This is a genomic window from Gottschalkia purinilytica, assembly GCF_001190785.1.
Taxonomy (GTDB): domain Bacteria; phylum Bacillota; class Clostridia; order Tissierellales; family Gottschalkiaceae; genus Gottschalkia_A; species Gottschalkia_A purinilytica.
This window is the reverse complement of record NZ_LGSS01000003.1, coordinates 55,243-69,123: the sequence shown is the minus strand read 5'-3', so window position 1 is coordinate 69,123 and position 13,881 is coordinate 55,243. Positions and strand designations below refer to the sequence as shown.

Here is a 13,881-nt window from a genome sequence, read left to right as displayed (position 1 = left end):
GAAATGCTAACACTAAATAAAATAAAAATAACAAATTCTAAAGGCGATAGTATTGTAATAGATGATTATAGTAACTATCGCCTTGTATCTTTTAATCCCACAGGAGTACAAGCAGAAATACAACGAGCAAAAATATATAATGGAGATGGTTCTAAGCATATAAAAACTGTATTGAGTGATGGCCCTATGCCCTTGATATTTAGGATTATGTACATGGACAGTGACTATGCTAGAAAAGAAGAACTATTACATCAGGTGTATAGAGTATTTAATCCTGGATTTAATCCCATAACAGTTGAATGTATGAGAAAAGATAAATACTTTAGTGCTACAGCAGTAATAGAGCAGTCACCTTTTTTCTATGAAGAATACGAACACTCAAACAAACTCTTTCAAACTGCACTAGTTGAAATAACCAATATAGATAGTTACTGGAAAGGTAGAGAGATTAAAAAAGATATTGCGGTGTGGGTGTCTAATACAGAGTTTCCACTAGAAATACCTGTAGGGGGTATAGAACTAGGCTACAGAGAGAAAAGCACAATTATTAATGTTTATAATGATGGTGACAAAAAAATCGGCATGACGATTGAATTTAAAGCAACTGGAGACGTAAAAAATCCTAGTCTATTAAATATAGACACCCAAGAAAGAATAAAAATAAATAAAGATTTAGTAAAAGGGGATATTTTAAAAATTTACACCCAAGAAGGTAATAAAAAAATTGAATTAATAAGAAACGGATTAGTTGAAAATGCTTCAAATTATATAGATTTACGAACATCAACATATATACAACTAGATGTAGGGGACAATCTCTTTCGATATGAAGCAGAAGAAAAACAGGACAACTTAGAAGTAAGTGTATACTATTCTCCTGTATTTTTGGGGGTGATTTAAATTAAAGGTGAAAACTTAGAAATATACGTTTTTGATAAAGACTTAAATTTCTTAGGTGTAGTAAATTTATTTGAAACCCTTGTATGGAAAAGAAGGTATCATAAAGCAGGGGATTTCATGCTTAAATGTCCGTTCACTGAAGAGAATAGGCAGTTATTAAAAGAAGGAAATATTATATGGAAGAAAGATGATCTAGAAGCAGGTGTTATTGAAACCAAAAGTGTTTTAGGTGAAGATATAACGGTATCAGGTCCTTTTTTAACATCATACTTAGGTAGGCGTATAATTTGGGGAACATTCTATGCAGAAAACTACACATTTGAACACCTCATGAGAATAATGGTAAACACAAATTGTATTAATGTAGTACCTAGCGACAGAGTAATTCCATATTTAAAGTTAGGTAGATTAAACTTTTTCAAGGAAACTACTTCCTATCAAGCTAGTTATAAAAATATATTAACAGAGCTAGAGGAAATAAGTAATAAATCTGGTCTAGGCTATAGAGTAGAATTCAATCCATTTGATAAACAATTACTATTTCAAGTTTATCAAGGATTAGACAGGACAGAAGGACAGAAGGTTAACTCTCCATGTATATTTAGCCAAGAATTTGAAAATGTGATGGAACAAGATTATACAAAAAGTTTAACGGACTATAGGAATGTTGCCCTTATTGGTGGGCAAGGAGAAGGAATGAACAGAAAATTAGTAGACATAGGGCTTTATAGTGGATTAGAGAGATACGAAATGTTTGTTGACGCTAGAGATATTCAAGATAAAGTACAGAATGAAAGTGGAGAAGAAAAAAATTTAACAGAAGAAGAAGTTAAAAACTTACTAATAGAAAGAGGAAAACAAAAGTTAGCAGAGTGTAAAAAGATAGAATCTTTTAACAGTGTTATTAACTTAAATAGTAATTTAGAATATAAAAAAGATTTTGACCTAGGTGATATTGTAACAATGTCATCTCAAAGGCTTAGAGTTATTCTAAGCACTAGAATTACAGAGATAGAAGAAGTATATACACGAAATGAAACAAATATAAATATCGTATTTGGAAATGATGTTCCTTCTTTTAAGGACAAAATAAGAGTAATTCAATATAGGTGGTGATATAATGCAAAAATCATATTTTTTTAATTCTGTAAATGGTGATAGACAAACAGATGCTAGACACTTTACAGAATTTTTTAGCTTCTTACTTACAAATGGCGTATTATCTAAGCCAGAAGGCAATCTAAAAGTTGTAGCGAATGATGGAATGAATGTTACATTAAGTGTTGGAAGAGGAATAGTCAAAGGACATTTTTATATAAATACAGAGAAAGAAATATTTTTAATAGACCATGCAGATGGATTACTTAATAGGATAGATAGATTAGTTTTGAGGCTAGATGAAGAAAGCAGAGAAGTAAAGGCACATATTAAAAAAGGTAACTTTTCAGAAAACCCAGTTCCACCAAGTGTTACAAGGAACGATTATATACATGAATTAGTATTAGCAGATATTTACATCAGAAAAGGTGCGATAAGTGTAAGGCAATCCGATATAACAGATACAAGGCTTAATAGTGAACTATGTGGAATAGTAAACAGCTTAATACAAGTAGATACAACTATGCTATTTGAACAGTATGTTGCTTGGTTTCAAGAAGCTACAGGAAGACATGAGTTTGAGGCTCAAGAGCTATTAAGGGACTTTCAACGAAACTTTAACGCTTGGTTTGAGAATGTAAAAGGAATACTAGATGAAGATGTTGCAGGAAACTTATACAATGAAATAGAGAAGCTACAACAGGATATAAATTCAAAAGTAAGTCATGCTGACTTTATATCTACAGTAGATAATTTAAATAGAGATATAAGACAAGTAGAATCAAAAACAGAAGCTATAGGAACTAAAATTGAAACTCCTTTGTTTACACAGTATGGGCGTATAACTCAATCACACGCCCTTAGATGGGGGCTCAATAGTCGTTTTAACGGAGTAGATTCTACTCCAGATGGAAACTATGTTTATCACGTTTGGAAGCTTAAAGAAGGTGAAGTTTATATAGAGAGAAGAAATATCCAAACAGGATTAACCGAAACATTAGTTCATAATCCAAGTCAATCTAATCTAGGTTTTACAAATGGTATAGCTTGTGACAATAGCAACTTGTATATAGGAAATAATCAAAGTTTATATGTATATTCTTATCCTAATGCAAACAAAGAAATTACACGAGTTAATGCATTTTCAACTAATGTGATTATAGAAGATATAACAGTTGATAATGATTATATATATGTCGTTGGTACTCCTGCTTCAAGTACGAATAAAGTTAACTTTATAAAAATGAATAAAAATGGAGTTGTCGTATTTGAGAGGTATTTAAACTTTGGTTTTACAGAAATGATTAGAGGTATAGTTAGTTTTAAGAATGAGTTATACATATTAATAGGACCTGGAGCACGAGAATTATATAAAATAGACTCTAACGGTTCACTATTAACAATGTACAGTTTAACTCATTTATTGCCTACGCAATATTTAATGAAAGTAGGAAAAAGATATAATAATTTATTATTTTGTAGTGCATTTAGTTACGATAGTTCTATTTTTGAAATAGAACATGCCAATTTGTCTTTTTATGGAATTAGAAATACAAACATATAATGTTGGATTTGAGGTGATAAAGTGTTCTTTTATAAATTTAAAATAGAAATAAAATATTATGGTGGTACTTATAAAAGCTTTATATATCCAGTAGATATACAAGAAATTATCGCAATAAAATACAATCAAGACTTAACTGAATGTGTTGTAATATGCAAAGATGAATTAACAGAAACACGAGATAAAGTACAAGCTATAACAGAACAAGAATTCAACGAATACAGCGAAGCGATTTAATGAGATATGAGGTGCTATATGTCAGAAAACATTATACAAGAAATGAGAGAAAGATTAGTGAAAATCGAAACAATGATAGAAATGAGTATGACAGATACAAATAAGAGAATTGATAAATTAGAAGACAATCAAAAATGGTTGTGGAGAGCAATAGCAACATCAATTATAAGTGGTGCTATTGCTTTTTTATTTAAAGGATAAGAGGTGATTTCATGAAAAATAAAAAAGATTGGACAATTCTATTAGTTGGATTCTTAGGAGCATTAAAGTTGTTTTTGACATCTCTAGGAATTAATTTTATCACTGATGATATGATTAATAGTTTTGTAGATATGTTAAGTTTCGGTGTAGCTTTATATGCAGTATGGAAAAACACTTATGTATCTAATAGAGCAAAGAAACAAAAAGAAGTATTAGAAAAAAATAAACTTATATAGGAGGACCACTTATGAAACTAATAGTTATAGATCCGGGACATGGGGGAACAGATAGCGGGGCAGTAGGAAACGGATTAAAAGAAAAAGATGTAGTTTTATCCATAGCACTTAAAACAGATTGGTATTTAAATAACTATTATAAAGTTAAAACAATAGTTACAAGATATACAGATAAATATCTTAGTTTACAAGATAGAAGTAAAATATCTAACAATAACAATGCAGATTTATTCTTTTCTGTACATTGTAATGCATTTAACAGTAAACCCTGTGGCTATGAAGATTATACCTATACTAGTGTGAGTGCAAACACTACGAATATAAGATTAATATTCCATAATAAAGTTAAAGAAGTAATAAGTAAGTATGGTATAAACTACAGAGGCATGAAAACAAAAAACTTACATGTATTAAGAGAAACAAGAGCTAGTGCCATATTAGCAGAAACATTATTTATAGATAATGTACATGATTCTAACTTATTAAAAGATATTAACTTTATAGAGGATATTTCGAGGGCTTATGCAGATGGCATAGCATTAGCGTTAAAACTAGAAAAGAAATAAGACTAGGATTAATTAATCCTAGTCTTATTAAGTTAATATACCTACTTTTTAATTAGAACAATTTTTTTAAATTCTTCCATAGAAGTATCCGGAAGTATTCCGAATCTAGGCAATTCATATATTTTGTTACTATCTTTTGTCACATACCCATTTTCAATTGTAAAAGCCATTTCATGATTCGTTTCTTTTAAGGCTTTTATAGCACTAGGATTTCGCTTACCAAATGGATAAGCAAGATATTTTGCTCCTAATAATTCTTTGTTTTTAGTAATGTCATTTAAGACATCTTTTTTAGAAGATGCTATTAATAGTCCTTCGTTATTATCGTTTAACCTGTGAAGGTCATAAGTGTGGCTTTCAAAACTAAATACATCTTTATATTTATTTAAATCTTTCAATTTTAAGAATTGTAATTTTTTAAAATCGTACTCTGCCGTATCTCCAAACATATAAGTTCCTATCATAAAGATTGTTGCCTTAAAATCGTATTTCTTTAAGATAGGATAAGCATAAGTTACGTTACTCAAGTATCCATCATCAAAAGTTATAACAACAGTTTTTTTAGGAAGTTCTTTTTTTCCTTCTATAAATTCTTTTAGTTCATGTAAGGTAGCTACGTAAAACCCGTTATCATGAAGAAATTTCATTTGTTCTTCAAACTGAATATTTGAAATGACAGACGAATTTTGCTCCTGTTTCATTTCTTTTATATGATTAGGTTCCATTATATGATGATACATTAATACAGGTATTTTATCTGCAATATCATTCTGATTCTGTAGGTTATCTACTTTACTACTTACTTCTTTTTTATCATCTTGTTTATTTAATTGATTTCCAGAACTTTTAACACTAGAGCAACCTGTAAAAGTTAAGAATATACAAGTAATAATTGCAATTATTTTGTTCATATCAATACCCCTTTATCTTATATTGTATTCTTAAATGTCATTTAAGTGCATTATATCAACACTAATATAAAAAGAATGTCGAAAAAGATAAAAGATATTCATTTAAAATATTAAAAATGGATTTTAATATTTTGTTAATCATAGGAAAATATTAAAAAATTTATCTTTTTTGTAGAAATATGTAGATTTTTTGGAAGAATTATGTTATAATTTGTAGAACAAAGTAAAAAAGATTAGGAGTGATAAGTATGGAAAATAGATCAATACCCCCATATCAAATTTTAAAAGGTAGTAAGAGCTTTATAGAGCCACATATTAGCGGTCACTCGGCAGGTTCATATTATTATATGTACACAGGATATAATAGTACATATAGTCAAGCACACGGAACTGTAAATTTAAAGAAAATACAATTTGACAATAAAAACTTAAGAAATGCTTATATATCTTTTGGAATGTATGGTTATAACGGAACTCCTATAGACTTTGGACTTATGAACACTGGATCTGGATGGAAAGGATATTACTATGTTCCTAAGCTTGGAGCTGAAAAAGATTGGTGGGAAGATTCTGAAGGAGTGAATAATGCTGATAGTGTAACTTTTGATATAGGTTTTCATGCAACTAATCAAGATATAGTGACAGGATATTTTGAATTTAAGGACTCGACAGGAAAAGCGATTAAGAAGGTATATAAAGAAATTAATATAGCTGGTACAGGCATATTTGAAAAGGTAAATGGAAAAGCAGTATGTAGATTTTATCGCTTTGTATCGCTAATACCAAAACGTGGAAATCCGGACAATAATAAAGATGGATCATATCTAATCGATGTCGACTTTTCAGCACTACAGTTATATAGTAAGACAGAAAATAAATATGTTAGTTGGGATATGAGGTCAGGAAGCACTGTGGAACAAGCATTTATTGTTAAACCAGATAATATTAATTTTGGAACATATGCCTTAAGTGGAATGGGAATCGTTGATAGCACGACGATTAGTTATAGATAGTATTTAGTTAATATGAATTATAAAAGTATAAAAAACAACAAGTAGTTTGTATATAACTTTAACTACTTGTTGTTTTTTTATATAGAATTACTATGGATTAAAACTTTTCAAGTTATAAAATAATTAAGATTAATGTAATTATTATTAGTATTGATAGCATTATAAAAGTGGCACAACCCATTGCACTACCTGCTTTTCGTTGTCTACCTGACCGTGTCGTTGGTATTCCTGTTTTTCTAGAAAAGTTCTGTTTCGCTTTTGTAACACCGGTAGCTCTTTTCCATGAAAAACCACCTTTACTCATATCAATTCCTCCCTAAGTTTGTTTTTCAATTTTAAAAAGATTATAACAATATACGCATAAAAATGTTGTCGAATAAAGTAGAAATTAGTTTATTTAATACAAAATTTAATTCATTTTTATTGTATTTTATGTTATATGATTTTTTAGCAAGATGTCTATAGGTAATGTCGGAAGTTTTATACTTCCGACATTCTTCCTACCAATCTTCCAACATGAAGGAAAACTCAATAAAATTCATTCTAATAAAAAAAATACATAAGAGGTGATTTAAAATTAGCAATATCAATAGTTACATGATATTATACACTATAGAAAAAACTATAATATTTTTATCTGGGTAAAATACAGAACTCGGCTTATAGGCTTAGTCACTTGTTGAAAACATCACATTTGTTTGTGGTGTTTTTTTATGTTCATGTTAATAAAAACTTAGCTTGTATTATTCTAAAACCAATAAATTTTATCTCTTTGTCAATGTCTAATTTTCATATAATTCTTTAAAATTCAGCAATATGTAGATTGATTTATTATATATTTACTAATTATAAAGAGTAAATATATACTTTATGGAATGGTAATATATCCAATTAGAAAATTTATTTATAGTTGAATAATTAGATTCTATATTACTAAAAAACTAATCAATACACTATCTTAAAAAATTATTATATTATAATCACTAATTTAGAAAATTATGAAAATAAGAAATACTAATAAAAAAAGATAAAACAGAATAATATTTTTACAGACTAGACTAAAATTTTTGGTTTCTTTTGTTTTCTACAGAAATTACAATACATAATTTATAATATTAATAATTTTTCAAAATACTATACATTTATAATAAAAATAACTTACAAGTAAAATAATATCATATTTAAGTATATTAGAACAATAAATGTATTATAGATTTTTAGATAACTAGTTTTTATTAAAAAATATAAATAAGTTAGAAAATATTAAAAAAATTTTATTTTTACAAATACAGAAAATATAACTACATATTGTAAAAAAAGCACATATAAAGTATAGTTGATATTAGCAAATAAAACTTATAAACAATTGAATTGAGAGGATAATCTATCATGATGAGATAATTCTAATTATTGAAATTATAATAACGATTATTATAAATGAAAAGAAATATTTTTTATAAATATATAGATACAGTATGATTCAATTAGACAATATTAAAAAAGGAGATAAAATATGTCTTATAAAGATAAGGATTTAAAGATACTATGGTCAAAATCAGGAGGAATTTGTGCATTTCCTGGATGTAATCAAGAGTTGATCTGTAATAATACGCAAGATATAATCGGGCAAATATGTCATATTATCGCTAAAAAGCCAGATGGACCAAGAGGAGATAGTAACTATTCAAAAGAAGAGTTAAATTCATATAGTAATCTCATATTATTATGTCCAACACATCATAGTATAATTGATAATAATGTTGATACATACACAACTGATAAATTAATAAAAATGAAAGAAGAGCATGAAAGTATAATGTTAAGCAAGATTAAGTCTAAAGAATCATGGAAGGTAAATGTAGCACAACTTTATTATGTAAATATTCCTCGAATTGCTATACTTGCTGGAATAAATGGTATTGAATTTGATTTTAAGGAACTGTCTTATACCAATTGTTTACATTCAATGGGTTGGAGCTTGAATTATCTTTTAATAAAAATACAAAACTTAATTAACCTATTATCAATTAATTCAAATATGCTAGATGATAATATAGATAAATTAGCTTTAGGACAATTAATTGAGTTTAATCATAAGTTTAGAACGAAGAATGTTCCATACCCACAAAAAGTTAAATCGGGAGAGTATTTTTTAACAGGAAATATTGATAAAGATCCTCAAATTTACTTTAAAAATAAAAGCTATAAATTTATTCTATCTATTGATCCTAGATGGATCACAACAAGTACGTCTTATTGTAATTTAACTAGCGGGTGGATTGATGCAGCTGGTCTTTGTATGATAAAAAGTATAGATTATCACAATAAAATAATAATTGCTACACCATATATAATAGGTATTCCAAAAAGTCTATATGATTTTATTTTTTAATCAATGAACATTTAATGAGAGTGTATTACATAAATTATATACTTTATATGGAGGGATTAAATGGATTATAGATTTTTTCTGTTTGAATTTTGTTTTATTATTTTTTATTCAATAACAATAGGTATGATATCAGACTTATTAATTGAGCAAATAAAAGAAAAGGATTTTCAGAAAAACTTTTACTATGTTTTTTACATTATTATTTGTATAATATCTGTTATAGCAGTACCCAATATAGCTATATCTATGTCAAATTTGCTAGGAAACACACTATTTGGAAATATTATGATGTCTATGGTGTGTTTAGGTTTTGGGGTAACTCAAACTAAATTTATGTGTAGCATGATTTTAGAAAACTCTAATAATAAAGAAAGTTACGTGGTTAATCAATATTACAAATATAAAAATAAGAGAATAAGTGAAATCGGAGATTATAGCAAACTAGATATAAATCCCAATTTATCAATAAGAATAAATAATCTTATAAAAGGTTCAAATTTAAAAAATATAAATCTATACTTTATTGATGGTGATTCTATAAATGGTTTTGCTAGTATAGACCCTGAAAATAATAATAATAAAATCTATTTAACTGCTAAATGTGCTGAGCTAGAGTGGAATAAATTGGCTGCTATAATAGGACATGAATTAATCCATATAAAAAGGAGAAATAATACAAAACTGGATTATGTGAGAAGAATATTTGGAGGAATTTTTCTTTTTTTAGTAATTATATTGTGTATATTAGTAAGTAATTTTTTAAATATATATTTTGGAACATTAGGTGATATAATTAGTGTGTTTTTTATGATATTAGCTTTGTACAATTTTATTATGATTATAATTTATTCATCAATTATAACAAAGAGATATTGGAATCAAATAGATGAATTAATTTGTGATAATAAAGCTTGTGAAATTGATGGTGTGGACGTAATCGGTATGTATGAGCTCTTGGAGGACTTGAGTAAAGAACAAGATAGTTTTAAAAAACAAAGATGGTATATTAAGAACTATATAAGATACTTCACAATTGTTGAACATCCATGTATTAGATATAGAGCAAGGCTAATAAAAAGATATAAAAAGTGGAATATACTTACTTATTATAAACATGCGATGGTTATGTTATGGTGGGTAGTTACTGGACGAGGATGGATTGGATATTAGTTAATGATTTTATATAATAGCATTTTATAATTTATTTGATATAGGAAAATAAAAAAACTATTTAAAGATGAAGTAATAATGAAATAATCAGTAAATAACTATAATATAAAAATCTCGATATTTCACTATGTGATATTAATTAAATTTAGCCTGTTATATTAGCCAAGTTGAAAATAGTGAGCTTACCTCTGTAACTAAATTCTAATTTTAATATATTAGAGAAATTTTCAGTTCAAATATTATTATGCGTATTTACATTTATAATGTTATATTAAAATAAGTATTTAAGATATATTTAATACTTTGGTCACTATGGATTTGTAAATCTATAGTGATTTTTTTACCATAGTTTGCTTAATGGTACTTGTTACTAACTAAGAGTTCGATTAATTCTAGTTTTATATAGAATTATGAAATTATCTAATAGATATTTAATAATTGATAAATGAAGAGTCACTTTTTTAGTTCTTATATATAAAATATATGTAATTCATTTTTTATTAGGTTTATTTTAATAGTAAAATTTTTGTCTAGTAGATTATAGTAATTATATATAATATTGTTATAATGAATATATTTTCTTTATCCATATATCTGTAATAAGAGCTTATATTTACTCATAATATGTAAAATATTCTTGTTTTTATATTATATTTATTAGAAACTTTATATATAGTTTTAAATTTTGAGTTATTGCATTCTATTTTTCTTAATTGTAGAAAAAAATTTAATAGTTTTATTTACATTTCAAGTTCTTTAAAGTTTTTGCCTCTATTTATTGCTTAGTTTCTTTAGTTCACCTTAAATCCATGTGTATAATTATTCCTTCCTTTTTTCATCCATAAAAATATTACAGGTTAGAGTCTTTATTCTACAACAAGAGTTCTTTTTATAAACGTTTATTTGGAGTAGTGCATTAGTTGGCGATTTCCCTTATATAAAAAACTAATATTTAAGTCGTTAAATATCAAAGATTAAAAAGTAGATTACAAGAGAATAAGAAGTGTTATAAATTTTGTGGATATTATGTAGAAATATATCATTTATTGAAATATATTGCAAAATAATGTAATGTCTGCTATGATATAACTGAACTTTAAATATCATTCGTGAAAGTATGATTATAAAGAACAACAGTAAAATTACATCTATTTATAGCTTTGATTTTGCATATAATAGATTGTTGAATAATAATATTATCAATTAAAAGTCAATGTATTATAAATCATTATAAAAATTATTTTTTTAAAATATATAAACAAGACTGTAAACTTTTTATTAGGACTTAAAGAATTGTGATTGATAACAACTGTATACAGTATTCTAATATATAGAATATGGGATTATTTCTAGCAAAAATTCTTATTAAAAGTATCTTTAAATAATTATAATATTTATTCCAATAAGTAATGCCTTTATTAAATCCTTAGTTAATAATTCAACAAGCTGTTATAACTATAAAAGTTTGATAAAGGAGAGAAGTTTTATGAACAAGATTTTGGAAAAAGCTAGAGAGAAAAAGTCATTTAATGACAGAAATCTAGCTTTTAAAATATCAACTGCTGTTTTAGTACCTCTTACTATAGTGTTTTGTATAGTTATTTTAACAACAAGTTCAATAACTAGCAGTACGATTAATAAGTTAGTTAACTCACAGCTTAATGTTTTAGCTAAAGAAAATGCGTCAAGTTTCAAATCTATTATAGATGAAGTCTATAATATGTCTTATGGAGTGTCTAAGTCAGTTTCCAATATTAAGGCTTTAGATAATACTCAAAAAGAAGATTACATAAAAAAACTTACATATGATATAGTGAAAACTAATCCAAATATTTCTGGTTTATCAATTGTTTTTGAGCCTTACGTTTTTGGTCCAGACTATGGACATTTTTCAAACTATTCATATAGAGATGGAAATAATATAGTAGATTACCAAACAAGTTCTTATGACGAATATAAGGATGAAGAATGGTACGCTGTTTCTAAAAGTACAAATAAAGTACATTTAAGTGAGCCATATGAAGAAGAAAAACCTTCTAAAGAAACAAAAGAAGTAGTTAGAATGGTTAGTATGTCATATCCTATAAATAATGAAAAAGGAGAATTTTTGGGTGTAGTACTTGCAGATATTTCCCTTGATATAATAGACAAAATAGAATACGAAAAAGGTGGATTTGAATCTACAAATTTTTATTTGTTATCAAATGAAGGCAGTATAGTGTATAATGCTAATAATAAGTCTGTTATAGGTAAAAACTACTTTAATTCAATTGACATTGAAGATAGAAAAACTACATTAGATAAAATAAAAAAAGGAGAATTTTTTAGCTTTGATACTAAAGGTGCTAAAGGAAAAGGTACTATTCTAGTATCTCATGCTCCTGTAAAGTTTGGGGATATGGATAAGTATTGGTCTTTAGGAGTCGAAGTTGATAAAAAGGAAATAAGAAAGGCATCAAATTCAGTTTTAGTTATTACACTTATTTTAGCAATAATAAGTATAGGATTGATTGCTTTTATCGTTATTTTCTTTACTAAAAAATATATAAAACCTATAGATACTGTAGTAGAAGCTGCTAAGAAAATCTCTAATGGAGAACTCGAAGTAGACTTACATTCCTCATCTAAAGATGAAATGGGAGTTCTCTGTGATACATTTAATACAACTTGTAGTGTATTGAAAGTATACATAAGTGAAATAACTTCTATATTAGAAGAAATATCAAAAGGCAATTTAGATATTACAATAAATAATGATTATGTAGGAGATTTTTCTAAAGTAAAAGAAGCTCTTATCAATATATCTGGATCTTTAAATGAAGTGATCAAAAATATAAATCATTCTTCTGGACAAGTTACAGAGAGTGCTAATCAGATGTCTTTGGCATCCCAAGAACTAGCTGAAGGGTCTGTTGAGCAGGCAAGCTCCATAGAGCAACTACTTGAGAATATAGAGAAGGTATCTTTACAAGTAACCGAAACTGCTAAAAACGCTGAAGCTGTAAATGATATATCATTAAAAGCTAAGAATGAAGTTATAAAAGGTACCGATCATATGCAAGAAATGTTAGATTCTATGGATAAAATTAATGAATCTTCTATGAAAATTTCAAAGATAATAAAGTTAATAGAAGAGATAGCTGATCAAACTAATATGCTTTCTCTTAATGCAACAATAGAAGCAGCAAGAGCTGGTGAGCATGGAAAAGGATTTGCAGTTGTTGCAAATGAAGTAAGGATACTAGCTGCAAAGACTTCAGAAGCTGCTAAAGATACCGTAGAGCTTATAGAAGAATCTATTGGTGCTGTAGCTGATGGAACTAAGATAGCAGATGAAACAGCAAACTATTTAGACACTATTGTAACACGTGTTGAAGAAGTTACTTCTTTAGTTACTAATATAACATATGCTTCTAAAGAACAAGCAGATTTTATAAATCAAGTTAAAGAAGGAGTTACAGGAATATCAGATGTTGTTCAAATTAACTCAGCAACTGCTGAAGAAAGTGCTGCTGCAAGTGAAGATTTATTAAGTCAATCAGAAATGCTTAAAGATATGGTGTCTAAGTTTAATACTAAAAACTAATATGAGA

The 13,881-nt window shown here is 27.1% G+C and carries 13 protein-coding genes; 11 read left to right on the top strand and 2 right to left on the bottom strand.

The genetic code is table 11. The features are described from left to right. Window positions 1–3: 3 nt before the first annotated feature. From CLPU_RS03655 to CLPU_RS03625, 7 genes are read left to right on the top strand one after another with little or no spacing between them, the layout of a single operon-like run. A complete protein-coding gene (locus tag CLPU_RS03655; protein ID WP_050354299.1) occupies window positions 4–900 on the top strand; it encodes a phage distal tail protein in 897 nt (298 codons plus the stop codon). After that, window positions 901–2,016, top strand: coding sequence for a siphovirus ReqiPepy6 Gp37-like family protein (locus CLPU_RS03650; protein ID WP_082154059.1), 1,116 nt, complete (start codon window positions 901–903; stop codon window positions 2,014–2,016). It abuts the gene before it with no gap. A 4-nt stretch (window positions 2,017–2,020) separates the two neighbouring features. After that, on the top strand, window positions 2,021–3,562 hold the full coding sequence (locus CLPU_RS03645; RefSeq protein WP_050354297.1) for a hypothetical protein: 1,542 nt from the start codon (window positions 2,021–2,023) through the stop codon (window positions 3,560–3,562). A 21-nt stretch (window positions 3,563–3,583) separates the two neighbouring features. Then, window positions 3,584–3,799, top strand: coding sequence for a hypothetical protein (locus CLPU_RS03640; protein ID WP_050354296.1), 216 nt, complete (start codon window positions 3,584–3,586; stop codon window positions 3,797–3,799). Between the two features lie 18 nt (window positions 3,800–3,817). Next, complete coding sequence (locus tag CLPU_RS03635; RefSeq protein ID WP_050354295.1) at window positions 3,818–4,000, top strand: hemolysin XhlA family protein; 183 nt, start codon at window positions 3,818–3,820, stop codon at window positions 3,998–4,000. Between the two features lie 11 nt (window positions 4,001–4,011). Then, the gene (locus tag CLPU_RS03630) at window positions 4,012–4,236 is read left to right on the top strand and encodes a phage holin (RefSeq protein ID WP_050354294.1); all 225 of its coding nucleotides are present in this window, start codon (window positions 4,012–4,014) and stop codon (window positions 4,234–4,236) included. A gap of 11 nt (window positions 4,237–4,247) precedes the next feature. Further along, on the top strand, window positions 4,248–4,802 hold the full coding sequence (locus CLPU_RS03625) for an N-acetylmuramoyl-L-alanine amidase family protein (protein WP_050354293.1): 555 nt from the start codon (window positions 4,248–4,250) through the stop codon (window positions 4,800–4,802). Between the two features lie 41 nt (window positions 4,803–4,843). Here CLPU_RS03625 and CLPU_RS03620 read toward each other — a convergent pair whose 3' ends face one another. Continuing rightward, the gene (locus CLPU_RS03620) at window positions 4,844–5,713 is read right to left on the bottom strand and encodes a polysaccharide deacetylase family protein (RefSeq protein WP_050354292.1); all 870 of its coding nucleotides are present in this window, start codon (window positions 5,711–5,713) and stop codon (window positions 4,844–4,846) included. A 248-nt stretch (window positions 5,714–5,961) separates the two neighbouring features. On the opposite strand from CLPU_RS03620, the gene CLPU_RS03615 reads away from it, so the two are divergent. Beyond that, complete coding sequence (locus tag CLPU_RS03615; RefSeq protein ID WP_050354291.1) at window positions 5,962–6,726, top strand: hypothetical protein; 765 nt, start codon at window positions 5,962–5,964, stop codon at window positions 6,724–6,726. A 112-nt stretch (window positions 6,727–6,838) separates the two neighbouring features. Here CLPU_RS03615 and CLPU_RS03610 read toward each other — a convergent pair whose 3' ends face one another. Beyond that, on the bottom strand, window positions 6,839–7,030 hold the full coding sequence (locus CLPU_RS03610) for a hypothetical protein (RefSeq protein ID WP_050354290.1): 192 nt from the start codon (window positions 7,028–7,030) through the stop codon (window positions 6,839–6,841). Between the two features lie 1,209 nt (window positions 7,031–8,239). Here CLPU_RS03610 and CLPU_RS03605 point away from each other — a divergent pair. The 3 genes from CLPU_RS03605 (at window position 8,240) to CLPU_RS03595 (ending at window position 13,874) form a co-directional block, all read left to right on the top strand. Continuing rightward, window positions 8,240–9,118 (top strand): HNH endonuclease signature motif containing protein, encoded by an 879-nt coding sequence (locus CLPU_RS03605; protein WP_050354289.1) that lies wholly within the window; start codon window positions 8,240–8,242, stop codon window positions 9,116–9,118. A gap of 60 nt (window positions 9,119–9,178) precedes the next feature. After that, complete coding sequence (locus CLPU_RS03600; protein WP_050354288.1) at window positions 9,179–10,288, top strand: M48 family metalloprotease; 1,110 nt, start codon at window positions 9,179–9,181, stop codon at window positions 10,286–10,288. Window positions 10,289–11,774: 1,486 nt separating this feature from the next. Further along, entirely contained in the window at window positions 11,775–13,874 is a 2,100-nt protein-coding gene (locus CLPU_RS03595; RefSeq protein ID WP_050354287.1) for a methyl-accepting chemotaxis protein, read from the top strand. Window positions 13,875–13,881: the final 7 nt, after the last annotated feature.

Bases quoted from the DNA above. Each gene is read 5' to 3' on its own strand.
- CLPU_RS03610 (WP_050354290.1), bottom strand. From the start codon at position 7,030: ATGAGTAAAGGTGGTTTTTCATGGAAAAGAGCTACCGGTGTTACAAAA.
- CLPU_RS03625 (WP_050354293.1), top strand. From the start codon at position 4,248: ATGAAACTAATAGTTATAGATCCGGGACATGGGGGAACAGATAGCGGG.
- CLPU_RS03615 (WP_050354291.1), top strand. From the start codon at position 5,962: ATGGAAAATAGATCAATACCCCCATATCAAATTTTAAAAGGTAGTAAG.
- CLPU_RS03645 (WP_050354297.1), top strand. From the start codon at position 2,021: ATGCAAAAATCATATTTTTTTAATTCTGTAAATGGTGATAGACAAACA.
- CLPU_RS03630 (WP_050354294.1), top strand. From the start codon at position 4,012: ATGAAAAATAAAAAAGATTGGACAATTCTATTAGTTGGATTCTTAGGA.
- CLPU_RS03605 (WP_050354289.1), top strand. From the start codon at position 8,240: ATGTCTTATAAAGATAAGGATTTAAAGATACTATGGTCAAAATCAGGA.
- CLPU_RS03620 (WP_050354292.1), bottom strand. From the start codon at position 5,713: ATGAACAAAATAATTGCAATTATTACTTGTATATTCTTAACTTTTACA.
- CLPU_RS03600 (WP_050354288.1), top strand. From the start codon at position 9,179: ATGGATTATAGATTTTTTCTGTTTGAATTTTGTTTTATTATTTTTTAT.
- CLPU_RS03635 (WP_050354295.1), top strand. From the start codon at position 3,818: ATGTCAGAAAACATTATACAAGAAATGAGAGAAAGATTAGTGAAAATC.
- CLPU_RS03595 (WP_050354287.1), top strand. From the start codon at position 11,775: ATGAACAAGATTTTGGAAAAAGCTAGAGAGAAAAAGTCATTTAATGAC.
- CLPU_RS03655 (WP_050354299.1), top strand. From the start codon at position 4: ATGCTAACACTAAATAAAATAAAAATAACAAATTCTAAAGGCGATAGT.